Origin of the sequence: Aurantiacibacter gangjinensis, from assembly GCF_001886695.1 — a bacterium.
GTDB classification, from domain to species: Bacteria; Pseudomonadota; Alphaproteobacteria; order Sphingomonadales; family Sphingomonadaceae; genus Alteraurantiacibacter; species Alteraurantiacibacter gangjinensis.
In genome coordinates this window covers 693,090-714,161 of sequence record NZ_CP018097.1, presented here as the reverse complement: position 1 = coordinate 714,161, position 21,072 = coordinate 693,090, and the positions used below count along the sequence as shown (strand labels likewise).

The 21,072-nt window shown below is 62.0% G+C and carries 25 protein-coding genes; 13 read left to right on the top strand and 12 right to left on the bottom strand.

The annotated features are described in order from the left end of the window. Positions 1–52: 52 nt before the first annotated feature. From fdxA to BMF35_RS03480, 5 genes are all read left to right on the top strand, one after another. A complete protein-coding gene (fdxA, locus tag BMF35_RS03500) occupies positions 53–391 on the top strand; it encodes a ferredoxin FdxA (protein WP_047006937.1) in 339 nt (112 codons plus the stop codon). 47 nt (positions 392–438) lie between these two features. Then, positions 439–1,239 carry a YihY/virulence factor BrkB family protein gene (locus tag BMF35_RS03495; protein WP_047006936.1) on the top strand — a complete coding sequence of 267 codons (801 nt, stop codon included), beginning with the start codon at positions 439–441 and terminating at the stop codon, positions 1,237–1,239. A 223-nt stretch (positions 1,240–1,462) separates the two neighbouring features. Next, the gene (locus BMF35_RS03490; RefSeq protein WP_047006935.1) at positions 1,463–1,996 is read left to right on the top strand and encodes a CarD family transcriptional regulator; all 534 of its coding nucleotides are present in this window, start codon (positions 1,463–1,465) and stop codon (positions 1,994–1,996) included. 160 nt (positions 1,997–2,156) lie between these two features. Next, positions 2,157–2,888 (top strand): head GIN domain-containing protein, encoded by a 732-nt coding sequence (locus BMF35_RS03485; protein WP_047006934.1) that lies wholly within the window; start codon positions 2,157–2,159, stop codon positions 2,886–2,888. A gap of 77 nt (positions 2,889–2,965) precedes the next feature. After that, positions 2,966–3,304 carry a hypothetical protein gene (locus BMF35_RS03480; protein WP_047006933.1) on the top strand — a complete coding sequence of 113 codons (339 nt, stop codon included), beginning with the start codon at positions 2,966–2,968 and terminating at the stop codon, positions 3,302–3,304. On the opposite strand, the gene BMF35_RS03475 is transcribed toward BMF35_RS03480, so the two are convergent. Both BMF35_RS03475 and BMF35_RS03470 read right to left on the bottom strand, forming a co-directional pair. Continuing rightward, complete coding sequence (locus tag BMF35_RS03475; RefSeq protein WP_047006932.1) at positions 3,301–4,236, bottom strand: L-threonylcarbamoyladenylate synthase; 936 nt, start codon at positions 4,234–4,236, stop codon at positions 3,301–3,303. The genes BMF35_RS03480 and BMF35_RS03475 overlap by 4 nt on opposite strands. 34 nt (positions 4,237–4,270) lie before the next feature. Then, the gene (locus BMF35_RS03470) at positions 4,271–5,734 is read right to left on the bottom strand and encodes a PQQ-dependent sugar dehydrogenase (protein ID WP_047006931.1); all 1,464 of its coding nucleotides are present in this window, start codon (positions 5,732–5,734) and stop codon (positions 4,271–4,273) included. 62 nt (positions 5,735–5,796) lie between these two features. Here BMF35_RS03470 and BMF35_RS03465 point away from each other — a divergent pair, with 62 nt between their 5' ends. Then, positions 5,797–6,279: a GAF domain-containing protein gene (locus tag BMF35_RS03465; protein WP_047007568.1), complete on the top strand. Its 483-nt coding sequence runs from the start codon at positions 5,797–5,799 to the stop codon at positions 6,277–6,279. Positions 6,280–6,412: 133 nt separating this feature from the next. After that, the gene (locus tag BMF35_RS03460) at positions 6,413–7,324 is read left to right on the top strand and encodes a glycine zipper 2TM domain-containing protein (protein ID WP_052766048.1); all 912 of its coding nucleotides are present in this window, start codon (positions 6,413–6,415) and stop codon (positions 7,322–7,324) included. 65 nt (positions 7,325–7,389) lie between these two features. Here the strand turns inward: BMF35_RS03460 and BMF35_RS03455 are convergent, their stop codons facing one another. The 6 genes from BMF35_RS03455 to BMF35_RS03430 are packed head-to-tail and all read right to left on the bottom strand — an operon-like array spanning position 7,390 to position 13,217. After that, positions 7,390–8,373, bottom strand: a complete 984-nt coding sequence (locus tag BMF35_RS03455) for a ParB/RepB/Spo0J family partition protein (RefSeq protein WP_047006930.1) — start codon at positions 8,371–8,373, stop codon at positions 7,390–7,392. Continuing rightward, positions 8,370–9,146: a ParA family protein gene (locus BMF35_RS03450; protein ID WP_047006929.1), complete on the bottom strand. Its 777-nt coding sequence runs from the start codon at positions 9,144–9,146 to the stop codon at positions 8,370–8,372. The genes BMF35_RS03455 and BMF35_RS03450 overlap by 4 nt, the downstream gene beginning before the upstream one ends. After that, positions 9,143–9,772, bottom strand: coding sequence for a 16S rRNA (guanine(527)-N(7))-methyltransferase RsmG (gene rsmG, locus BMF35_RS03445; protein WP_047006928.1), 630 nt, complete (start codon positions 9,770–9,772; stop codon positions 9,143–9,145). The genes BMF35_RS03450 and rsmG overlap by 4 nt, the downstream gene beginning before the upstream one ends. Then, positions 9,769–11,622, bottom strand: a complete 1,854-nt coding sequence (gene mnmG, locus BMF35_RS03440) for a tRNA uridine-5-carboxymethylaminomethyl(34) synthesis enzyme MnmG (protein WP_047006927.1) — start codon at positions 11,620–11,622, stop codon at positions 9,769–9,771. Before mnmG ends, rsmG begins: the two co-directional genes overlap by 4 nt. Positions 11,623–11,661: 39 nt before the next feature. Then, positions 11,662–12,936: a tRNA uridine-5-carboxymethylaminomethyl(34) synthesis GTPase MnmE gene (gene mnmE, locus BMF35_RS03435; protein ID WP_047006926.1), complete on the bottom strand. Its 1,275-nt coding sequence runs from the start codon at positions 12,934–12,936 to the stop codon at positions 11,662–11,664. Between the two features lie 8 nt (positions 12,937–12,944). Further along, the gene (locus BMF35_RS03430; protein WP_047006925.1) at positions 12,945–13,217 is read right to left on the bottom strand and encodes a DUF6489 family protein; all 273 of its coding nucleotides are present in this window, start codon (positions 13,215–13,217) and stop codon (positions 12,945–12,947) included. Positions 13,218–13,287: 70 nt separating this feature from the next. Between BMF35_RS03430 and BMF35_RS03425 the strand changes: the two genes are divergently transcribed. After that, positions 13,288–13,986 carry a dienelactone hydrolase family protein gene (locus BMF35_RS03425; protein WP_047006924.1) on the top strand — a complete coding sequence of 233 codons (699 nt, stop codon included), beginning with the start codon at positions 13,288–13,290 and terminating at the stop codon, positions 13,984–13,986. A 41-nt stretch (positions 13,987–14,027) separates the two neighbouring features. On the opposite strand, the gene BMF35_RS03420 is transcribed toward BMF35_RS03425, so the two are convergent. Then, positions 14,028–14,495 carry a helix-turn-helix domain-containing protein gene (locus BMF35_RS03420; RefSeq protein ID WP_257786337.1) on the bottom strand — a complete coding sequence of 156 codons (468 nt, stop codon included), beginning with the start codon at positions 14,493–14,495 and terminating at the stop codon, positions 14,028–14,030. A 164-nt stretch (positions 14,496–14,659) separates the two neighbouring features. Here BMF35_RS03420 and BMF35_RS03415 point away from each other — a divergent pair, with 164 nt between their 5' ends. Beyond that, a complete protein-coding gene (locus BMF35_RS03415; RefSeq protein ID WP_064971412.1) occupies positions 14,660–14,827 on the top strand; it encodes a YegP family protein in 168 nt (55 codons plus the stop codon). A gap of 87 nt (positions 14,828–14,914) precedes the next feature. Here BMF35_RS03415 and rho read toward each other — a convergent pair whose 3' ends face one another. The 3 genes from rho to hemE form a co-directional block, all read right to left on the bottom strand. After that, positions 14,915–16,171 carry a transcription termination factor Rho gene (gene rho / locus BMF35_RS03410; protein ID WP_047006922.1) on the bottom strand — a complete coding sequence of 419 codons (1,257 nt, stop codon included), beginning with the start codon at positions 16,169–16,171 and terminating at the stop codon, positions 14,915–14,917. 175 nt (positions 16,172–16,346) lie between these two features. Then, positions 16,347–16,802, bottom strand: coding sequence for a CopD family protein (locus BMF35_RS03405; protein WP_047006921.1), 456 nt, complete (start codon positions 16,800–16,802; stop codon positions 16,347–16,349). 43 nt (positions 16,803–16,845) lie between these two features. Further along, positions 16,846–17,862 carry a uroporphyrinogen decarboxylase gene (gene hemE / locus BMF35_RS03400; RefSeq protein WP_047006920.1) on the bottom strand — a complete coding sequence of 339 codons (1,017 nt, stop codon included), beginning with the start codon at positions 17,860–17,862 and terminating at the stop codon, positions 16,846–16,848. Between the two features lie 300 nt (positions 17,863–18,162). Between hemE and BMF35_RS03395 the strand changes: the two genes are divergently transcribed. Genes BMF35_RS03395 through coaE form a run of 4 tightly spaced genes read left to right on the top strand, consistent with a single transcriptional unit; the run spans position 18,163 to position 21,072 of the window. Continuing rightward, entirely contained in the window at positions 18,163–19,008 is an 846-nt protein-coding gene (locus tag BMF35_RS03395) for a pyruvate, water dikinase regulatory protein (RefSeq protein ID WP_047006919.1), read from the top strand. Beyond that, entirely contained in the window at positions 19,005–19,583 is a 579-nt protein-coding gene (locus BMF35_RS03390; protein ID WP_047006918.1) for a Maf family protein, read from the top strand. Before BMF35_RS03395 ends, BMF35_RS03390 begins: the two co-directional genes overlap by 4 nt. Further along, entirely contained in the window at positions 19,580–20,443 is an 864-nt protein-coding gene (gene aroE / locus BMF35_RS03385) for a shikimate dehydrogenase (protein ID WP_047006917.1), read from the top strand. The genes BMF35_RS03390 and aroE overlap by 4 nt, the downstream gene beginning before the upstream one ends. 5 nt (positions 20,444–20,448) lie before the next feature. Then, on the top strand, positions 20,449–21,072 hold the full coding sequence (gene coaE, locus BMF35_RS03380; protein WP_156172183.1) for a dephospho-CoA kinase: 624 nt from the start codon (positions 20,449–20,451) through the stop codon (positions 21,070–21,072).

The following is a 21,072-nucleotide window of genomic DNA, read 5'->3' as shown; positions in this document are numbered from 1 at the left end:
ATGCCCGCAGAGACTTCTCTCGCCTGGGCGAGCATAGAGGACAATCGCTGCCATGACCTACGTCGTCACCGACGCCTGCATCAAATGCAAGTACACAGACTGTGTCGAAGTCTGTCCGGTGGACTGTTTCTACGAGGGCGAGAACATGCTCGTCATCAACCCGTCCGAATGCATCGATTGCGGCGTGTGTGAGCCGGAATGCCCGGCCGAAGCCATCCTTCCCGATACCGAAAACAATATCGAGAAATGGCTGGAGCTGAACACCAAGTTCTCCGCCGAGTGGCCGAACATCACCGAAAAGAAGGATCCGCCCGCCGACGCGGACGATCACAAGGGTGAAGAAGGCAAGTTCGAAAAGCACTTCTCTTCCGAGCCGGGAGAAGGCGACTGATCCCCTCCGCAATGTGAACCATCCGCCTGCCGCGGCGTTGGGCGCACATGGCGCTGATCTCCGATACCAAAGCCGCGTGGGCGAAAGCCACCGATAACGACCTTTCCGTATTGGCGGCGGGAGTGGCCTATTTCGCCTTCCTGTCGTTCGTTCCGCTACTGGCTGCGAGTGTCCTGTCCTACGGGTTGGTCGCGGACCCGCAGACCGTAGCCAACCATATCGGCGCAATGGCGCAGAACCTGCCCGATTCCGCTGCCACTCTGATCGGCGACCAGCTGGAAGCGGTCGTCGAAACGTCCTCCGGCACGAAGGGCCTGGCGCTGCTCCTGGCCCTGGCGCTCGCGCTCATCAGCGCCCGATCCAGCGCCACGGCCCTGGTGCGCGCGATTGCAATCGCGTTTGGCGATGAAGGGCGTCGCGGCTTTGTGCGCGCCAATCTGTTTGCCGTGACGATCGTCATCGGCGTGATCGTCGGCGCCGGGTTGCTGGTGGCGGGCATGGGATTTGTCACCGCGTTTGCAGAGCGAATCGGTTTGGGCGCGCTCAGCCGCGTGGCGACGCTGTTGATGCTGGTGGCGATCTTCACCGCCGGCATTGCCGCACTTATACGCCGCGCCCCACCATCCATCGCGCCATCCTGGCGCGCAGCTATGCAGGGCGCTTTCGTGGCTGCGGCAGGTATCGTCGCCTTTACCGCGGCCTTCGGCTTCTATGTCGCCAATTTCGGCAGCTACAATGCCACATACGGATCGCTGGGTGCCGTGATCGTCTTGCTGACCTGGCTGTATTTGAGCGCCTATGTCCTGTTGCTCGGTGCGCAATTCACCGCCGTGCGCCGCTGCGCGTAGTCCACTTGCGGTGACAGCAAGCATGATTGTTGCAGGACTCGCAATTGTGTCAATTATCTGTTATATAATGTCGGCAACTGCAGTGCTGCGCGGCAGCCTGCAGGCGATTTAGGAAGGCAGGTCCTACGCTTTTAGCAACAATTGCGGTTCGTCATGCTTTTCGCGCCTCGCGCGAAAAGGAGGAGCCGCTCACTGTGGGGACTGCCAAGGAAAGGACGAATACATGGCTGCCAATGCGCCCGCCTTTGAAGTCGGTGATTACGTTGTTTACCCCAAGCACGGCGTGGGCCGTGTGATCGAATTGCAGAATGAAGAAATCGCCGGCATGCAGCTGGAACTGTATGTGCTGCGGTTCGAGAAAGAGCGCATGACGCTGCGCGTTCCCACCAACAAGGTCGAAAGCATTGGCATGCGCAAGCTTTCCAGCGACAAGACGCTGAAGGAAGCGATGGAGACGCTGAAGGGCAAGCCCAAGGTCAAGCGCACCATGTGGAGCCGCCGTGCGCAGGAATACGAAGCGAAGATCAATTCGGGCGAAATCGTACTGATTGCCGAAGTGACGCGCGACCTGTTCCGCCCGGAAGACCAGCCCGAGCAGAGCTATTCCGAGCGCCAGATCTTCGAAGCGGCCTCCAGCCGCCTGGCGCGCGAGCTTGCCGCGATGGAAAAGACCGACGAGCCCACCGCTCTCGAAAAGATCCTCGACGTGTTGAAAGAGCATGCGCCGCAATATTACGAGAATACCGAGGACGCGTAACGCTTCGTCGCATTCTCTATGCTTTGAAAGGGCCGTCGGATCGCACACACGGCGGCCCTTTTTCTGTTCGGCCAATGTCAGCAGACGTTCGACGAACGGCTTTGCGAAACGTAAGCTTTTGCTGTATTGCATAGATAACACGCTTTGACAGGAGACGGGAATGGGAATCGGTAGGACTTTTGCACTTGCAGCCATGGCGGGCCTGGCAACGCTCGGGCTTTCGGCCTGCAACATGAGCAGCATGAGCGCAGGCGGCGACGGTGTCCCGCTCGCCGAGGTCGATTTCGGGGCCGAGGCGCCGACGATGATTGCGCTGGCAGGATCGGATTCCGTCACCATTACGCGCGGCTCCCGCTTCGCCATCAGCGTAGATGGTACACCCGTCGCGCGTGAACGGATGCGCTTCGAGCTGGAAGGCAGTGAACTTTTGATCCACCGTGACCAAGGAACCTGGACCGATAGCGACAATGCCCAGGTTTCCGTAACCGTGCCTTCGCTGTCGGGCATAGCCGTGATCGGCTCGGGCGACATCTCAGCCGACACGATGACGGGCGATGCGACCATCGAGATGCCCGGTGCGGGCACTGCTACCATCGCGCAAATCGAGGCTGCTTCCGTGGAGGTCGATATCGCTGGCAGCGGAACCGTTTCGGGAGCCGGTTCGGCAGATAGTCTTTCCGTAAACATCGCCGGCAGCGGGGATGTGGAGTTCGAGCAATTGTCGGCGGAGGATGTGGAAGTGAATATCGCGGGTTCCGGAGATGTCACCGTCCGGTCCGACGGGAATGTCGAGGCCAATTTCGTCGGCTCGGGCGATGTGCGGGTCATCGGCTCCGCGCGCTGCGAATCAACCACGGTCGGCTCCGGCAGCCTCATCTGCGAAGACGCCTGACGCGGTAGCGCAGTCTTATTGCCAGATTGCCATGGCGGGTCCATGATAGCGACGTGTCGCAACATCATGGACCCGCCATGCGTCTGAAAAGCTTTTGTCTTTTTCCTTCCATCGCCATGGCCCTGTCGGGCTGCGCAGTGGGAACGGTCGTCGATGTGGCCACGGCGCCGGTACGCGGCGTCGCGCAAGTGGCCGACTGGGCGACCACCAGCCAGGACGAGGCGGATCGCAACCGTGGGCGCGAATTGCGCGAACGCGAGGAGCGGCTTGGCGAGCTTTCCGAAGATTACGAGCGCAAGTCCGAAGACTGCCTGGAAGGCAACGACCGCGCCTGTCGCGACGCCGTTGCCATGCGCCGCGAAATGGATGAGTTGATAGCCTCGCTGCCGCAGGACCTGCCCGAACAGCGCGACTAGCTGGCTGCTGCCCGCCTCAAGCGGTCGTTGATGGCAGCGCCCATGCCGGTCTGCGGGATCGGCGCGATGGCGATCTTGCCTTGGCTCGCCGCCGCCCCGCGATGCAAGGCTTCGTAAAGGCGTGACGCTGCCTGCGCGAGATCGCCTGCGAACGAAAGGCTAAAATCGCCGGGGATGTCGCCGAAGCCGATGAAGAACTCACCCGGCTCGGCTTCCCTCGCATCCAGCCGCACGGGCTTTCCGGGCGAATAGTGCTTAGCGAGCTGCCCCGGCGCCTCGATAGTCGCGCCGCGCGACTTTGCAGGCGGTCCGAACTGCCGGGCGAGCTCGTCCTCGCCCACCGGCCCGGGTCGCAGCAACCGCCACCCGTCATCGACCGCGATGATCGTGGACTCCAGTCCCGATTCGCACGGCCCTCCGTCGAGGATCGGCGGCGCAGCCTCTCTTAAGGACGCGGCAACGTGCTCAGGGCGCGTCGGGCTGATCCCGTTGCTCCGGTTTGCGGAGGGTGCCGCAAGCGGAAGCGCGGTTTCTTCCAGCAATGCGCGCGCAACCGGATGCGCCGGGATACGCAGGGCTATGGTCGGGAGGCCGGCGGTCACGGCCCCGGCGATCGCCGCCTCGGGCCGCAGCGGCAGCACAAGCGTGAGCGGACCGGGCCAGTACATCCCCGCCAGTTCCAGCGCCAAAGGAGAGAATTCGGCCAGCGCGCGAGCCATATCGAGCGAAGCGACATGCACGATCAGCGGATTAAAGCTGGGACGACCTTTCGCGCGGTATATCGCCGCGACTGTTTCCGCACGGTCCGCGCGTCCGGCAAGGCCGTAGACCGTCTCGGTCGGCATGGCGACAAGCCCGCCTTCCTTGATGGTATCGGCCGCGCGCGCGATGCCTGCGCTGTCGGGCGAGATAAGCCCGTCCCTTCCGCTCATGGCGTCGACAACTCTCGCAGCTGCCGCTCCAGCGTCAGAAGATATCTCCCATGTCTACTGCCCCTGCCTCGAAGGCGCGATTGGGATCGCCATTCAGCTGGCGACGCGGCGGAAGGCTTTCGCCGCTATTGCGCTCGATGGCGGCAGCCGGCTCGGCCTCAGGCGCGATGACGCGCCAAATGATGCCAGCCGTATCGTCGCTCACCAGCAGCGCGCCTGTGCGGTCCCATTCCACCCAGGTCGGTCGGCCATAGGTCTGTCCGTCACCTGCCAGGAAGGGATCGAGCACATTGATCGGCTCTCCCACGGGATTGCCGCGTTCATCGAAGCGGACGAACACCACGTCGTAGCCCGATGGCGGCTTGCGGTTCCACGATCCGTGCCGCGCGATAAATGCGCCCTGCCCGAAGCGGCTACCCATACGCGTGCCCTCTTCGGTGAAGACGAGACCCAGCGCGGCGACATGCGCGCCCATCGCATAAACCGGTGTACGGGTGTATTCGGTGAGGAATTGCGGCATGGGCGCTTCCACCCGCTCGTCGATCACGTCGTTCCAATAGACCCAGGGCCAGCCGTAATGCACGCCGATGGGCACGTTGGTCAGGTAATCCGGCACAAGGTCGGAGCCGAGCATGTCCCGCTCATTCACCGTGGTCCACAATTCGCCGGTCCAGGGGTTGAAGGCCATGCCGTTGGGATTGCGCAGACCCGCGCCAAACAGTCGTGCCGATCCGCTGGCGAGGTCCAGCTCGTGGATCGCCGCCCGACCATCCTCGATATCCATGCCGCCCTCGCCGATATTGGATGCCGAGCCGACCGCGATATACAACCGCTCGTCATCCTCTGAGAGGATGAGGTTGCGCATCCAGTGATTGCCCGCAGGCGGCAGGTCGGCGAGCTTCTCGGGCTCGCCCGTCACGGCATTCGCGCCTTCTTCATAATCGAAGCGCAGCACGGCGTTGTGATTGGCGATGTAGAGATTGCCATCCGCCCAGGCGATGCCGGAGGGGGAGTCCATATCGTCTTCGCGCAGCACGTGCTGCTCGTCGGCCACGCCATCCTCGTCCGTATCGCGCAGAAGGATAAGCTGGTTCGCCGATTCTCCGCCAGAGCCGGCGCGGTCGAACAAAATCCCGGCAACGAAATTGGTCAGCCAGCCGCCGGCCACATCGCCGGGAGGTGCCGCGGTCAGCGTGACCAGCACGTCTCCATTGGGCATGGCGTAAACGACGCGCGGATGGTCCAGCCCCTCGGCAAAGCGATTGACGGTGAGTCCCTCGGCCGCCGTCGGCGCAGCACCTTCGGCCCAGCCGATCGGTTCGGCGATATCGACAGTCGGCACCAGCTGCGGATCGGGCTCGGCGAGCGTGGGATCGGTGCCCGTCGTCTGCTCCAGTGTATATTGCGCGGTGTCGCCCTGGAAAAGGTACCACAGCACGGCAGCGCCGATCAGCAGCAGTATCAGAATGGCGAGGAGGATCTTCTTCAGCAAGCTCATGGGCCGGCAACCTAGGGCGGATGATATCTTGCGGCAACGCAAATGCTCGCTAGATGGCGCCCATGTTCGATTTTTCGCCCGACCCGAATGGCTCCAAGGCCGATCTCTACCGCGACCTCCTTGCCGCTGCGTCGGCCTTGACCGATGGCGAGCGCGATGGCGTGGCCAACATGGCGAATGTCGCGGCCCTGCTGGGTGAGTTCCTCCCTAGCTGCAACTGGACGGGCTTTTATCGCATGGTCAATGGCGAGCTGGTGCTCGGGCCATTTGTGGGCCGCCCTGCCTGCATTCGCATCCCCGTCGGTGTGGGCGTATGCGGCGCGGCAGCCGAGACCGGGCAGACGCAGCTGGTGGACGACGTGCACGCCTTCCCCGGCCACATCGCCTGCGATGCGCAGAGCCGGTCCGAACTGGTTGTCCCTATAAAGCAGGCCGGCCAAGTCATAGCGGTGATCGATCTCGACAGCCCCGATCTCGCTTTCTTCGACGAAGAGGATCGCGACGGGATCGAGGCGCTGGCAGCGATGCTTGCAGACCGTATCTAGCAAGCGCAACCGGGCCACAATGACCCGTAACGGGACAATCGGAGGCGCACGGTTGGGAAACCGCGCCTTCTCAGGGTAAATACGCAGTTAACCGGGTAATCAGCCCGATTCCGCATCAGGGATACTGCGCGCTATGTCCAAACGCTTTGCCGGCCTGCTGGCCTCCGCGGCCATCATGGCTACCACCCCCGCTCTCGCCCAACATCACCACGATGCCCCACCGCTGGAGCCGCTTTCCGGCGTGCATGATGGCGAATGGCAGGGCGAATGGGCCGACGACGATACCTGGCGCGGCATGTGGAATGGCACCTATACCAATCGCGACGGTCATACCGTGCAGGGCCAGTATGTCGGTACCTTCATCGGCAATGCGCGCTTCGTAACGGAAGATGGCCACGTGCTTGAGCTGGGCGAGGACGAGACATGGTACGAAGGCGCTGACGGCGTGTATATAGTGCGCCGTGGCCACCACCTTGGCGCGTCCCCTGATGGCCGTCTCGGCTACAGCATGGCGGAACGCGAGGCATGGCTGTCGGATTGCCGCCTGCTGATGGCCGATGCCGGGGGCTATTACGGATATGACGATCGCGACGCGGATGGCGGTCTGATCGGCGGCCTACTCGGCGCCGTTGCAGGCGGTGTAATCGGCAACCGCGTGGCCGATGGCGACCGTGTTCTCGGCACGGTGATCGGCGGCGGCCTCGGCGCGTTGGCCGGATCGGCGATCGGCTCTGCCATCGACAATGATGGCGACGGAGAAATCAGCGGAAACGAGCTTTACGCCGCGCGCTATTGCGACGCCTATCTACGCCGGTACGAAATGGGGGGCCATTCCGGCTTCTCCGATTACGGCTACGGCCATGGCCACCATTACGGGATGATGCCGGCGCACGGCCAGCGCGGACACCGCCACGGCCGCGATTGCGAAGTGACCGTGCGCGAGGAATGGGTGGAGATCGAGGCTGAAACGCCCGCTCCGCCGGCTCGCCGTGCCATCGCACCACGTCCGCGCCCTGAACCTGGCAAGACTACGCCGATCAACTGAGAATATCGCTCAACCGGTAAAAGTCGCGCGGCGCAACTGGCGTACCGCATAAGGCTTTGATTTGTTTATATTCCACCGCCTGTCAGGCGCTGGCAGATCAGGTCGAGCTGGTCGAGCGTGCGGAACTTCACCGTTACGGCACCGGAGCGCGGATCGGCATCGGTGGCGATCTTCACCGGCAGTCCGAGGAACTCCTCTAGGTGGTTCTCGACCGCCGCGATATCGGCGTCCTGCGCCGTGTCTCGCGGTGGACGGGCCTGGCGCCGAACCGGGCTCTCGCCGCCATTGCGGCTCTTTCGCGCGAGTTTTTCGACATCGCGAACGGACAGACCACCCTTCACGGCTTTGTCCGCAAGCTCTTCCGCATCGTCGAGCCCGATCAGCGCCCGACCATGGCCCATATCGAGCCTGCCCGCCTCGAGATGATCCAGCACCGTCTCAGGCAGCGCCAGCAGCCGCTGGAGGTTTGCGACATGGCTGCGCGATTTCTCGACGAGTGTCGCAATCTCGGCCTGCGTCATGTCTTCCAGATCGGCGAGCCGCTGGTAGGCGCGTGCCTCTTCGACGGGATTGAGATCCTCGCGCTGGACGTTCTCGATCAAGGCGAGCGCCATCACGTCGCGCTCTTCCAGATCCCGAATTAATGCCGGAATTTCATGCAGTTGCGCTTTTTGCGAGGCACGCCAGCGGCGTTCCCCTGCCACCAACTGGTACTTCCCGCCCTTCGCCGGGCGGACGATGACAGGCTGGATGACCCCGCGCTGCGCGATGGACGCTGCCAGCTCTGCGAGAGCCTTTTCCTCGAAATGGCGACGCGGCTGATCCGGATGCGGCTCGATATCGGCAATGGCGAGATCGGCGAGCCCGTCGGCCCTCGCTCCTACCGGCTGCGCTGCCGATCCACCCTCGGAAGCTCCAGCGGACGCAGCGACGAGCGGCTCCTCGCGCTTCGCTTCGCCGAGCAGAGCGCCGAGGCCCTTGCCAAGCTTCCGCCGCGCTGCCGGTGCGCGCTGTGCAGTGTCGTTCGCGGCATTTTTGGTTTCGCTCATGCGGCTTTCCTTTCCTGCGGCAGTCTTCCGATGAGTTCGCGCGCCAGGGCCATATAGGCTTTGCTGCCCGGGCAGGAATGATCGTAGATCAGCGCCGGCAGGCCATGGCTGGGCGCTTCGGAGAGGCGCACATTCCGCGGAATTACGGAGTCGAAGACGAGATTGCCCAAACATTCGCGAACATCGTCCGCAACCTGGTCCGTCAGGCGGTTACGCCGGTCGAACATCGTCAGCGCAATGCCGATTATACCGAGATCGGGATTGAAGCGTTGCTGCACCTGCTCGACCGTCTGCAGGAGCTGGCTGAGGCCTTCCAACGCGAAAAACTCGCATTGCAGCGGCACCAGGAGGGTGTCGGCCGCACACAGCGCGTTGAGCGTCAGCAGGCCCAGCGAAGGCGGGCAGTCGATAAAGCAGATATCATGGCCGGTATGAGCGTTAAGCGCGCGATTGAGGCGTTGTGTGCGGTCATCCACGCCGACCAGCTCCACCTCCGCCCCGCTGAGGTCTTGCGTGGCCGGGACGAGGTCCAGGCCAGGGATGGTCGATGCAAACAGGCAGTCGGCAATCGCCATTTCGTCGACCACCACATCGTAGCTAGAACGGTCCCTCTCGGCCGCGCTCAGCCCCACGCCGGTGGAGGCATTGCCCTGCGGATCGAGATCGACGAGCAGCGTACGCCATCCGCTCGCCGCCATGGCGGTTGCGATGTTGATAGCGGACGTGGTTTTGCCCACTCCACCCTTCTGGTTGGCAATTGCGATGACAATCATCGTATATCTGGCCTCCCTCGCCCGACCAAAATCGCCGCATCGGCATCTGTCGCCGACTGTTCCACGTGAAACATCTGGCGAATCGCTTTTGGTTGCTCAGCCAATTCATTCACTGCTGAGCGCCCTTTCGGCAACAACCACGTGGTGGAGCGTGTGGAAAACCGCGCGGATAAGTCTAGCAGTTTACCAAGCGGAGCAAAAGCTCTCGCGGTGATTACGCCGGCCTTGCGTGTTTCCACATGTTCGAGGCGCGACCCTTCGATATGGCAATTATCGAGGTCTAATTTATGAGATACATGCGACAACCATTCCACGCGGCGAGCACGCGATTCGACGAGAACGACCGGCCATTCGGGTCGAGCGATCGCAATCGCCAATCCGGGGAACCCGGCGCCAGTGCCTAGGTCGAACCATGGCGCAGATGTTTCACGTGGAACGTAATCACACAACTGCACGCTATCGGCGATATGGCGACACCAGACCCTGTCGAGGCTTTTCTTCGAGACGAGATTCTGGCGCTCGTTTTCAGCGGCAAGCATCGGGATGAACGCGTCGAAGCGCTCCATCGCTTCCGCATCGCACCGTTCGGCGCAAAAGGTGCGAGCCTCCGCTTCGGTCATGCTCATGCGGCCTGGTTACGGCGCTTGGCGTGGACAAGCAACGCAGCGAGCGCAGCTGGCGTAACACCGCGCACCCGCCCTGCCGCAGCCAGATTACGCGGCCGTGCCGATGAAAGACGCTCTACCATTTCGTTGGACAGCCCGGGGACGGCATCGAAAGGGAAGTCGTCTCCGAGAGACAGTGCCTCACTGCTGCGCAGATCACGCAATTCCGCTTCCTGCCGCGCGAGGTAAGGCGCATAGGTCGCATCTTCCACGAGTTCCTCGGCGAGCTCGCTGTCTATTTCGCAATCGGCAGGCAGCCAACGCTCGAGGTGGGCTAGGGACACGTCTGGGAGGGCCACCCACTCACTCAAGAGCTTCGTCCCGCCATCACGTCGCACCGGCACCCCGGCATCATGCAGATCGATCGCCTTCACCGATGTCGCGAGTGCGGTGTTCCACGTGAAACGCTTATCTTCTCGCTGCTCGAACCAAGCCGCCCGCTCCGCGCCGACGCAACCGAGGTCCATGGCGACCGGCGTCAGCCGAGTGGAGGCATTGTTTGCACGCAGCCTCAGCCTGTATTCCGCCCTCGCCGTCAGCATGCGATAGGGCTCGCTGACGCCGTGCAGGGTGAGATCGTCGATCATCACCGCCATATAGCTGTTTGCGCGATCGATGGCGGGCGGTGCCTTGCCTTGAACGGCACACGCCGCGTTGAGGCCTGCCAGCAAGCCCTGCGCCGCAGCTTCCTCATACCCGGTCGTGCCGTTGATCTGCCCAGCGCAATACAAGCCCGGCATCGCTTCAACCTGCAGATCGGGGCCGAGCGCGCGAGGATCGATGTGATCGTACTCTACGGCATAGCCGGGCACTTCCATTTCGACGGTTTCAAGCCCCTCCATCGCGCGCAGCATGGCAAGCTGCACGTCGACCGGAAGCGATGTGCTGATCCCGTTTGGATAGACAAGATGGGTTTCCAGACCCTCGGGCTCAAGGAAAACCTGGTGCCCGTCCCGGTCGGCGAAGCGGTGGATCTTGTCCTCAATGCTCGGGCAATAGCGCGGACCGGCGGCGTCGATCGCACCGGAAAAGAGCGGCGAGCGATGGAGGTTTTGCGCAATGATATCATGAGCTTGCGGGTTCGTTCGGGTAATCGCGCAGAAGACTTGCGGGTTCACGCGTCCTGACGTCAGCGGCGACATGACCCAATGATCGGCATCCGAAGGCTGCTCCTGCAAGCGGGCCCAGTCTATCGTGCGCCCATCAAGTCGCGGCGGCGTGCCGGTTTTCAAACGCGCCATCGGCAGCTCGGCTCCGCGCAACTGCCCGGCGAGCTTCTGCGCGGAGTTCTCACCGATCCGCCCGCCCTCGAACCGCTCTTCGCCGCGGAACAATGTTCCGCCCAGAAAGGTGCCGGTGCACAGGATTGTCGTGGGCGCCTCCAAGGTGCTGCCATCGGAAAGGCGCACACCGGTAACGCGATCACCGCTCAAAACCAGTTCCGCTGCTTCACCCTCTATAACCGTCAGGCCGTCCTGTTTCGCCAGCATCGCCTGTACAGATGCGCGGAATAGCTTTCGGTCCGCCTGAACGCGCGGACCCTGCACTGCGCTACCCTTGGAGCGGTTGAGCATGCGATAATGGATAGCGCCAGCGTCGGCTGCTCTGCCCAGCAAGCCATCGAAGGCGTCCACCTCGCGAACGAGATGGCCCTTGCCGAGCCCGCCGATGGCGGGATTGCAGCTCATCGCTCCGAGCGTAGAAGCGTCGAAAGTGATTAGGGCAGCGCGCACGCCCATGCGCGCAGCAGCAGCTGCTGCCTCACAGCCCGCATGGCCTCCCCCGATCACGATGACGTCGAATATGCTCACGATACGACCCGTTAATGCATCTGTTCCACGTGGAACAGCCTATTTTCCGATGCAGAACCGTCCGAATAGCGTATCGAGCACATCTTCGGTCGATGTGCGACCCAGCAGGCTATCGAATGCTGCGCGGGCGAGGCGCAAGTTTTCGCCTACCAATAGAGGATCGTCCAGTCTCGCGGCGGCATGCAAAGCATGGCTAGCTTCGGTCAATCTCTGCCGTTGACGGGTATTGAGCGCGGACTGGCCCGGTTTCGGCATGACGACGTTCGCCTTCTCGACAAGCGCTGAGCGAAGGTCATTCATACCTTCGCCGCTGATTGCCGAGATGGCATAATCCGCGTTTTCTTTGCCGACATGGTGCGGGCGATCAATCTGCGCCTCGATCTCCCACGCGTCCGGCGGCCCCTCGCCTTCGCTCCCCAACCACAGCACCAGATCCGCGTTGGCGATTTCACCCTGCGCCCTGCCGATACCGATCATCTCGATCGCATCATCGCTGTCGGCACGCAGACCGGCCATATCGACAAAAGTAAAGGGCACGCCCGCCAGCGACACGGAACGTGTCAGCACATCGCGCGTGGTGCCGGCGATCTCGGCCGTGATCGCCGCCTCGTCCTCTACGAGCGCATTGAAGAGCGTCGATTTGCCCGCATTGGGTGGCCCGGCGAGCGCGACACGGAAGCCTTCTCGCAGCATCTCCGCATTAGGGGCCTCGAGCGCATCGTCGATATCCGAAGCAAGCTGAGCAAGCTTGGCCGTGAACTCCGGCGGCAATTGCGAGACGTCGTCTTCGTCGTCGAAATCGAGCACGGCCTCGATCTGCGCGGAGAGTTGCAAGACGCGTTCACGCCACTGCTCCACCTGGCGCGACAAGGCACCGCCCGCCACCGCCATTGCGCTACGGCGCTGCAATTCCGTCTCCGCGGAGAGAAGGTCGCCCAGCCCCTCTGCCTCTGCAAGGTCGATGCGTCCATTGGCAAAGGCGCGACGCGTAAACTCGCCCGGTTCGGCGCGGCGGCAACCGTCGATCTCGCCAAGCGCCGTCTCCATCGCAGCAATCACGGCACGGCCCCCATGGCAATGAAATTCAGCCAAGTCTTCGCCCGTGACGGATCGCGGGGCGGCGAAGTAGATTACCAGTCCATCATCGAGTGTTTCACGTGAAACATTGCGGAAAGTTGCCCGGGTCGCGACGCGCGGTTTCGGTACGAAGCCCACGATCGACTGTAGCGCCTCCCGCACCTGCGGACCCGTGACGCGGATAATACCGATCCCCGCCGGCGGAGGCCCGCTGGATAGTGCGAAAATCGTTTCCATATAACGGGTTAGTCGTTCTTCTTGCCGCGCTCTGTGGTAGTATCGGTGCCGCCGCTTCTTGCAGCCGCCCCTTCGACAAAGCTCTGGAACATTTTCAGGCCCATCTGCCCCATCGGCGCCAACTGCCGGGCATATTGCTCGAGCTGCTCGGTGTTGGACACACCCTGCATCGCCTTCGCAATCGTATCGACGTAAATCGCGTTCGCCTGCTCCACATCGGGCAGACCCATAAAGCTGCGCGCCTCCTCCGGCGTGCAATCGATTTCGATATTGACCTTCATGGCGGACACCTTTCCCTTTCGCACGCGTATTGCTTAGCAAACCCGGCATGTAATTCTCGGAGAGTTCTATATGAGTGAGACAGTGACGATTTCCACCCTCGACGGCACGAACAGCTTTTCCGCTTATATTGCGCGGCCCGAAGGTGAACCGAAATCGGCGATTGTCGTTATCCAGGAAATCTTCGGCGTGAATGCCGGTATCCGCCGCAAATGCGACAAGCTGGCGGAAGATGGCTATCTCGCCATCGCGCCGGACCTGTTCTGGCCGCTCGAGCCCGGGATCGAGCTCGACCCGGATATCGAGCCGGAGTTCCAGAAGGCTTTGCAATTATTCGAGAAATTCGATCAGGATCAGGGCGTGCGCGATATCGAGGTGACGATCAAATATGCACGCGACCTGACGACGAGCGGCAAAGTCGGCGCGGTCGGCTACTGCCTTGGCGGCCGCCTCGCCTATATGACGGCTTCACGCACCGATGTGGATGCGACGGTCGGCTATTACGCCGTGGGCGTCGACAATCTGCTGCGCGAGAAACACGCCATCGCCAACCCGCTGATGCTGCACATCCCGACCGAAGACGGCTTCGTCGACAAGGACACGCAACAGGCCATGCATGACGGGCTGGACGACCATCCCAAGGTGACGCTGCACGACTATGAAGGGCTCGACCACGGCTTTGCCACGGAGTTCGGCAAGCGGCGGGATGACGAGGCGGCTCAGCTGGCGGACAGGCGTACGGCAGAGTTTTTTGCCGAGCATTTGAGCTAAAGGGGTATAGGCGTCGTTCTCGATAGCTCGCCAAGTACCCTTCAAGAGGCCGCGAACGAAAACTCTCTCTGGTCGAGAGCCTCGCAAAGCTCTGAGTGTAGATGATCTAGGTCGATGACGAAGCTGAACACCATCTGCCCGCCTTTTGTCATATCATACAAGTTTTTGCTTGAATCTGAGAAATACAGATTCCCGGCCGAGACGGTAAGGTAGCGGATTTTGTCATCCCCATGTGAAAGACTAGCTCGGTCTGTTGCCCATTTCTCGTTTTGAAACTCAAGTAGCGATTTCTTCAGCGTTTGTACCGATGCACCGTTCGACAGAAGGTGTGACATCACTTTAAGAACGAGAAGATCTCGAAAGCCATAGCGACGCCCTTTTCCGCGCCTCTTTTCACCCGGCGCCCGACGGACAAACACCCCAGAACGCTCAAGATAATCGAGCATTGCCACAGTCCTGAAACCGCAAATTTTTGCAGCCCGGCGAGAACCCACAGAATCAATACGCATAGTCCTGCTCAGTACTAAGTGTATCTTGCCGCAGAAGTCCAACAATTCTGACAAGCGTGGTAAGCGATCACAACATTTTGGGTGCGATGGCCAATTGCACCCACAACATACTGTCATCTAAAAAGAGCATGGCTCCATGATCGGAGCTAGAAAGGAGGTAGGAAATGTACTTAGAAAAATACAAATCGGCGCTTCAATGGCGCTGGCGGCTCAAAGCCGCCAATCACGAGATCATCGCATCGGGCGAATCGTACTACAACGAAAGCGACTGCGACCGCGCGATCAATCTCGTGAAGGGCACGACGGCTTCCACACCTGTGTACCTCCGCTAACGGTACACCTAATACGTTGCGGTTCAACAAAAACCGCGTGAACTAACAGGAAAGGGCCGCCCCTTGGTTGAGGGACGGCCCTTTCATTTACTGGTTCATCGTCTCGAAGAAATCTTCGTTGGTCTTGGAATCCTTCATCTTGTCGAGGAGGAATTCCATCGCGTCGACGGTGCCCATCTGCATCAGGATGCGGCGCAGCACATACATCTTGCTGAGCGTCGCCTGGTCGACCAGCAGCTCTTCTTTGCGCGTGCCGGACTTGCCGACATCCAGAGCCGGGAAGATCCGCTTGTCGGAGACCTTGCGGTCGAGCACGATTTCGCTGTTGCCGGTACCCTTGAACTCTTCGAAGATCACTTCGTCCATGCGGCTGCCGGTGTCGATCAGCGCCGTGGCGATGATGGAGAGCGAGCCGCCTTCCTCGATATTGCGCGCCGCACCGAAGAAACGTTTCGGGCGCTGCAGGGCGTTCGCATCGACACCGCCGGTCAAAACTTTGCCGGATGATGGCACGACCGTGTTGTAGGCACGGCCAAGGCGCGTGATGGAATCGAGCAAGATCACCACATCCTTCTTGTGCTCGACCAGCCGCTTGGCCTTTTCGATAACCATTTCGGCCACTTGCACGTGGCGCGAGGCAGGTTCGTCGAAGGTCGAGGAAATCACCTCGCCGTTCACGCTGCGCTGCATGTCGGTGACTTCTTCGGGCCGCTCGTCCACCAGCAGCACCAGCAGGAAGACCTCGGGGTGGTTGTCGGTGATCGCCTTGGCGATGTTCTGCAACAGCACCGTCTTACCAGTGCGTGGCGGGGCGACGATCAGCGACCGCTGACCCTTACCCTGCGGGCTGATGAGGTCGATCACGCGCGCCGACTTGTCCTTGACGATCGGGTCCTTGGTGTCGAGATGCAGGCGCTCATCCGGATAGAGCGGGGTGAGATTGTCGAAATTGGTGCGGTGGCGCACCGCATCGGGGTCTTCGTAATTGACCTCTTTCAGCTTGGTCAGCGCGAAGTAACGCTCGCCATCCTTCGGTGCACGGATTTCACCTTCCACCGTGTCGCCGGTGCGCAAGCCCATCTTGCGCACCTGGTTCGGCGAGACGTAGATATCGTCCGGCCCGGCGAGGTAGTTCGCTTCGGGAGAGCGCAGGAAGCCGAAGCCATCCTGCAGCACTTCGATCGTGCCGATGCCGAGGATTTCCTCGCCGTCTTCGGCGACCTCTTTGAGGATGGCGAACATCAGGTCCTGCCGGCGCATGGTGCTGGCGCCTTCCACGCCATATTCCTCAGCCATCGCGACGAGCTCTGCCGGCGTCCGCTGTTTCAATTCTTTCAAATGCATTTTCGTAGGTCTTTCAGTAACTTGGGAAGCCGGCGGGCGTTGAGGGCTTGGAGAAAGCGGGCCCGGTCGCGGAAAAAGCTGCGACCTTGAAAGCCGGAATGGTCTGTCAGATATGCCGGGCGGCGGGTCGGGTCAATTCACAAAGCTGCGCTGACACAATTTACCGGGCCGAAAATCAGAACGGTTTGACGATCACCAGCACGACGATGATTGCCAGCAAAATGCCCGGCGCCTCGCCCCACAGGCGTAATTGCTTCTCGCTCAGCGGGCGCTCGCCGCGAGCCATCGCCTTGGACTTGGCGACCAGGAAGCCGTGGAAGCCGGTGAGCAGGAGAACAAACGCAATCTTGGCGTGGAGCCAGCCGAGACCGGCACCGCCCGTGAACAGGCCCAGCTGCCAGGCAAGCAGCAGGCCCAGCACCCATGTCACGATCAGGCTGGGCGTAAGGATGATCTTGCGCAGCAATCCGCTGCGCTTCGCCCATTGCGCCTCCTCGTCCGATCCGGCGGCGGCCGGGAACATGTAGATCATCTGCCGCGGCAGCATGAACAGCCCCGCCAGCCAGAACACCATGAAGATGACGTGGCCGGCCTTGATCCAGAGATAGGTCATGGCGAGAAATTCCTGCATCGCGCGTATCTAGGGGGCGAGTGGCGCGCCGTCATCCGCGAAATTATCCGCGCAGCGCGCGCAGCAGGCGCTCGACATGCGGGATCGGCGTATCCTTGTCGATCCCATGGCCGAGATTGAAGATATGGGGACGGTCGGCAAAACTCGCAAGAATGCGCGCCACACCGTCGTCCAGCGCGTCGCCACCCGCTTTCAGCAGCATGGGATCGAGATTGCCCTGCACCGGCAGGTCGGCAGGCAACTGCGCATGGATCCAGTCCGGCTCCTGCGTTTCATCGATACCCAGGGCATCGACGCCGGTTTCCCGGGCGTAGGCCGGCAGCTTGGCGCCCGCGCCCTTGGGAAAGCCTATCACAGGAATGCCGGGCCGCGCTTCGTGGATCGCCGCCGTGATGCGGGCGTTGGGCGCGATGACCCATGTCTCGAATTGTGACGGGCTGAGCGATCCTGCCCAGCTGTCGAACAGCTGTATCGCTTCGGCGCCAGCATCGATTTGGCCGATGAGATATTCCACCGTCGCGCTCTCGATCGCTCCTATCAGCGTGGCGAAGGCTGCAGGATCGCGCCAGGCCAACGCCCGCGCCGCACCCTGATCTTTCGAGCCCTGCCCTGCGACCATGTAGGTCGCGACCGTCCATGGAGACCCCGCAAAGCCCAGCATCGTCACCTCAGGGCCGATACGCTCCCGCACGAGGGCCACGGTCCGGTAGATCGGCTCGAAGCGCTCAAAGGCCCTTTCCAGCCCTTCCAGCGCACCATCCACCAGCGGCGGGGCCATGCGCGGACCCTCGCCCGCCTCGAACCAGAGCTTTTGCCCCAGCGCATGCGGCACGATCAGGATGTCGGAAAACAGGATGGCTCCATCGAAGCCGAAGCGGTCGATCGGCTGGCAGGTGATCTCTGCCGCCGCCTCGCTATCGTAAACTAGCTCCAGAAAGCCGCCTTTCTCCGCCCGCAAGGCCCGGTATTCCGGCAGATATCGCCCGGCCTGACGCATGAGCCAGACAGGCCGTTTTTCGGTCCGCCGACCGGCCAGATTGTCGAGAAGAACGCCAGGCATGAAAGAGTCCGATCAATAAAAATATATATATTTAATAGGATTTAGGAGTCTGTTGGCCCTGTGGGTTGCGGGGATTGCGCGCCTTTGCCGGAAAAGCACCCGCTTGAACAGATGGCGCACGCCATGCGAATCCCGAAGCCTGCGTTGGCAAGCGCAATTTCTCCCCATTGTTCACAGCCTGTCGATGATCCTGCCGAGCTGCGCACATCCCGGCTCACGATTCCGGTTCGCAGCCGGGGGCAATTCTATAGACAGCTTGTCCGCCAATCGCTCCCGTGGTTTATGCCTCCACATATCCACATGGCGAAACTGCACCTCCATCTCCTCTCCGATTCCACCGGTGAAACGCTGGAAATGCTGGCCAAGGCGGCGCTCGCGCAGTTCCAGGATGGCGACGTGCAACGCCATTTCTGGCCGATGGTCCGATCCGTCCAGCATCTGGAACGGATCATGGACGATCTCAAGAGCAGCCCCGGCCTTGTTCTCTATACTCTGTCGAACGAGGCCGCGCGCGAGCGGCTGGAGACATTCTGCCGTGCGGAAGGCCTGCCGCATGTTGCGGCGATGGACCCGATCGTGGAAGCGCTGGAGCAGCAGCTGGGGCAGGAAGCGCATGGCCGGCCCGGCGGCAAGAACCGCATGGATGCTGCCTATTTCGCGCGGGTCGATGCGATCCAGTTCACCATCGCGCATGATGATGGCATCGGATGGGAGAACTGGGAGGAATGCGACATTATCCTCGCGGGCGTGTCGCGCACATCGAAAACGCCGACCAGCATCTACCTTGCCAATCGCGGGCTGAAAGTCGGCAATATTCCGCTGGTGGTGGAAAGTCCGCCGCCGCCATCGCTCTTCAAGCTGAAGCATCCGATGGTGGTGGGCCTCACGACAGCGCCCGCGCGGCTGATCCAGATTCGCCGCAACCGCTTGCTGTCGCTGAACGAGACGACCTCCACCGCCTATGTCGACGAGGAGCGGGTGGCCAAGGAAGTGGCGTTCGCGCGGCGCATGTTTGCGGATAATGGCTGGCCGGTGATCGATGTAACGCGCCGCTCCATCGAGGAAACGGCAGCAGCCATCCTCAAGCTCTATCAGGAGCGCGAAAGCCGCGAGACAACGCAGGCCTCGGGGCCGAAACCGATATGATCGTGCTGGCCTCCAAATCCGCATCGCGCCGCGCCATGCTGGAAGCGGCTGGCGTGGCATTCGAGGCGCAGGCGGCAAATGTCGACGAGCGCGCCATCGAGGCTGGGATGGAAGGCGCGCGGCCCGACCAGGTTGCGCTTGCATTGGCCGAGGCCAAGGCGCTGGCGATACCGGCCGACGAGCGGCTGGTGCTTGGCAGCGACTCCCTCGTCGTCGTGGAGAACCGACGTTTCGACAAGCCGGAAAACCGTGAAGAGGCCGCGGAACATCTGCGCTTCTTCTCCGGCAAGGCGATGCAGCTGCATTCGGCTGCCGCTCTGGCGCGCGGCGGCGAGATCGTGTGGCGCCATCCAGCGGTGGCGATGCTGTTCACGCGCGAGCTGTCGGAGGACTTCATCACTGCCTATCTCGATGCCGAGTGGCCCGCCGTTGCCGGATGTGTCGGCGTCTTCCGCATCGAAGCGATGGGCGTGCAGCTTTTCGAACGGATCGAGGGCGACCAGTTCACCGTCCTCGGCATGCCGCTGCTTCCCGTTCTTGGCGCCTTGCGCGATCACGGCGAACTACCGTCGTGACCGGCTCCCGCCCCTACGCAGAGGTCATCGGCGATCCGATTGTGCAATCGAAATCGCCCGCGATCCACAATTACTGGCTGTCGAAGCTGGGCCGCGATGCGCGCTACGATTCCTGCCTGGTGACCAGCGATGATCTGGCAGATTACCTCGCCGAGCGGGCGGAGGATCACAGCTGGCTGGGCTGCAATGTCACCATGCCGCACAAGCAGGCGATCATCCCGCACCTTTCCCGCCTCGATCCGGTTGCGCAGCGCATAGGTGCGGTGAACACGGTGGTGCGCGAGGATGATGGCAGCCTCGTCGGCTACAATACCGATGCTGCGGGCTTTCTCGAACCGCTGCGCGAGCGACTCTCCGCCACCCACCTGTTCCGTATGGCCCGGATTTTTGGCACCGGCGGGGCAGCGCGGGCGATAGTCGCGTCGCTGCTGGAGCAGAAGATGACGCTGGTGTTGGCCGGACGTAGCGTTGCCAAGGCGCGGGCCATGCTGGCCGATTTCGGCGCGGCGGACGGCCACCATGTCGCCCCGCTCGCCCACTTTGCGCAGCCGACGGATTTTGCTTTCGACGACCGCGAAGGCTGTTTCGACCTCGTGGTCAATACGACACCGCTCGGCATGCATGGCCAGCCGCCGCTGGAAATCGATTTCTCGCATATCCCGCCCGGCAGCGTGATCTACGATATTGTCACCCACCCTGCTGAAACGGCCTTCCTGATCAAAGCGCGCGAGCGAGGCTTCGACACCGTGGATGGCCTTTCCATGCTGATCGGACAGGCGGCAGTAGCCTTCGAGAAGTTCTTCGGCGTCGCTCCGCCGCGCGAGGATGGCGACAAGGCCTTGCGCCAGATCCTGTCGTGACCGGCCTGCCCGGTCCGCTGGTCCTCGGCCTCACTGGCTCGATCGCCATGGGCAAGAGCACCATCGCGCAAATGTTTCGCGATTGCGGCGTGCCGGTCTTCGATGCCGATGCCGAAGTGCGCCGAATGCAGGGGCCAGGCGGCGAGCTCGTGCCGGCTATCGAGGCCGCGTTTCCCGGTGCGACCGATGAGAACGGCGTTAAGCGCGACATGCTGGGCGAGATCGTCTTCGCCGACCGTGATGCATTGGCGCGGCTGGAACTGATCGTGCACCCGGCCGTCGCACAGGCGCGGCAGGCATTCCTTACCGGGCATGCCGATGCGCCGCTCGTCGTGTTCGACATCCCGCTACTGTTCGAAAAAGGCGGTACCGAATATGTCGACCGGATCGTCGTCGTTTCCGCGCCCGAAAGCGTGCAGCGGGAGCGCGTGATGGCGCGGCCCGGCATGACCGAGGAAAAGTTCGCGCATATCCTGAGCCTGCAACTGCCCGACGCCGCCAAGCGCGCCCGCGCCGACTACGTGATCGACACCGGCATGCCGCTCGAGGACACGCGCGCCGCTGTGCAGGCTCTGGTGGACAAACTTTGCGGACCCTTGCGCGACGCGGCAGGCGAGGACGATATATAG

What these genes read in the sequence shown, in the direction of transcription:
- mnmE (WP_047006926.1), bottom strand. Translation starts at nt 12,936, where the DNA reads ATGGAAACGATTTTCGCACTATCCAGCGGGCCTCCGCCGGCGGGGATC.
- BMF35_RS03480 (WP_047006933.1), top strand. Translation starts at nt 2,966, where the DNA reads ATGCGTCTGAAAAGCTTTTGTCTTTTTCCTTCCATCGCCATGGCCCTG.
- BMF35_RS03390 (WP_047006918.1), top strand. Translation starts at nt 19,005, where the DNA reads ATGATCGTGCTGGCCTCCAAATCCGCATCGCGCCGCGCCATGCTGGAA.
- BMF35_RS03415 (WP_064971412.1), top strand. Translation starts at nt 14,660, where the DNA reads ATGTACTTAGAAAAATACAAATCGGCGCTTCAATGGCGCTGGCGGCTC.
- fdxA (WP_047006937.1), top strand. Translation starts at nt 53, where the DNA reads ATGACCTACGTCGTCACCGACGCCTGCATCAAATGCAAGTACACAGAC.
- BMF35_RS03420 (WP_257786337.1), bottom strand. Translation starts at nt 14,495, where the DNA reads ATGCGTATTGATTCTGTGGGTTCTCGCCGGGCTGCAAAAATTTGCGGT.
- rsmG (WP_047006928.1), bottom strand. Translation starts at nt 9,772, where the DNA reads ATGAGCATGACCGAAGCGGAGGCTCGCACCTTTTGCGCCGAACGGTGC.
- BMF35_RS03405 (WP_047006921.1), bottom strand. Translation starts at nt 16,802, where the DNA reads ATGCAGGAATTTCTCGCCATGACCTATCTCTGGATCAAGGCCGGCCAC.
- BMF35_RS03475 (WP_047006932.1), bottom strand. Translation starts at nt 4,236, where the DNA reads ATGAGCGGAAGGGACGGGCTTATCTCGCCCGACAGCGCAGGCATCGCG.
- rho (WP_047006922.1), bottom strand. Translation starts at nt 16,171, where the DNA reads ATGCATTTGAAAGAATTGAAACAGCGGACGCCGGCAGAGCTCGTCGCG.
- BMF35_RS03395 (WP_047006919.1), top strand. Translation starts at nt 18,163, where the DNA reads ATGGCGAAACTGCACCTCCATCTCCTCTCCGATTCCACCGGTGAAACG.
- BMF35_RS03455 (WP_047006930.1), bottom strand. Translation starts at nt 8,373, where the DNA reads ATGAGCGAAACCAAAAATGCCGCGAACGACACTGCACAGCGCGCACCG.
- BMF35_RS03425 (WP_047006924.1), top strand. Translation starts at nt 13,288, where the DNA reads ATGAGTGAGACAGTGACGATTTCCACCCTCGACGGCACGAACAGCTTT.
- hemE (WP_047006920.1), bottom strand. Translation starts at nt 17,862, where the DNA reads ATGCCTGGCGTTCTTCTCGACAATCTGGCCGGTCGGCGGACCGAAAAA.
- BMF35_RS03450 (WP_047006929.1), bottom strand. Translation starts at nt 9,146, where the DNA reads ATGATTGTCATCGCAATTGCCAACCAGAAGGGTGGAGTGGGCAAAACC.
- BMF35_RS03490 (WP_047006935.1), top strand. Translation starts at nt 1,463, where the DNA reads ATGGCTGCCAATGCGCCCGCCTTTGAAGTCGGTGATTACGTTGTTTAC.
- BMF35_RS03465 (WP_047007568.1), top strand. Translation starts at nt 5,797, where the DNA reads ATGTTCGATTTTTCGCCCGACCCGAATGGCTCCAAGGCCGATCTCTAC.
- BMF35_RS03430 (WP_047006925.1), bottom strand. Translation starts at nt 13,217, where the DNA reads ATGAAGGTCAATATCGAAATCGATTGCACGCCGGAGGAGGCGCGCAGC.
- BMF35_RS03460 (WP_052766048.1), top strand. Translation starts at nt 6,413, where the DNA reads ATGTCCAAACGCTTTGCCGGCCTGCTGGCCTCCGCGGCCATCATGGCT.
- BMF35_RS03485 (WP_047006934.1), top strand. Translation starts at nt 2,157, where the DNA reads ATGGGAATCGGTAGGACTTTTGCACTTGCAGCCATGGCGGGCCTGGCA.
- BMF35_RS03495 (WP_047006936.1), top strand. Translation starts at nt 439, where the DNA reads ATGGCGCTGATCTCCGATACCAAAGCCGCGTGGGCGAAAGCCACCGAT.
- BMF35_RS03470 (WP_047006931.1), bottom strand. Translation starts at nt 5,734, where the DNA reads ATGAGCTTGCTGAAGAAGATCCTCCTCGCCATTCTGATACTGCTGCTG.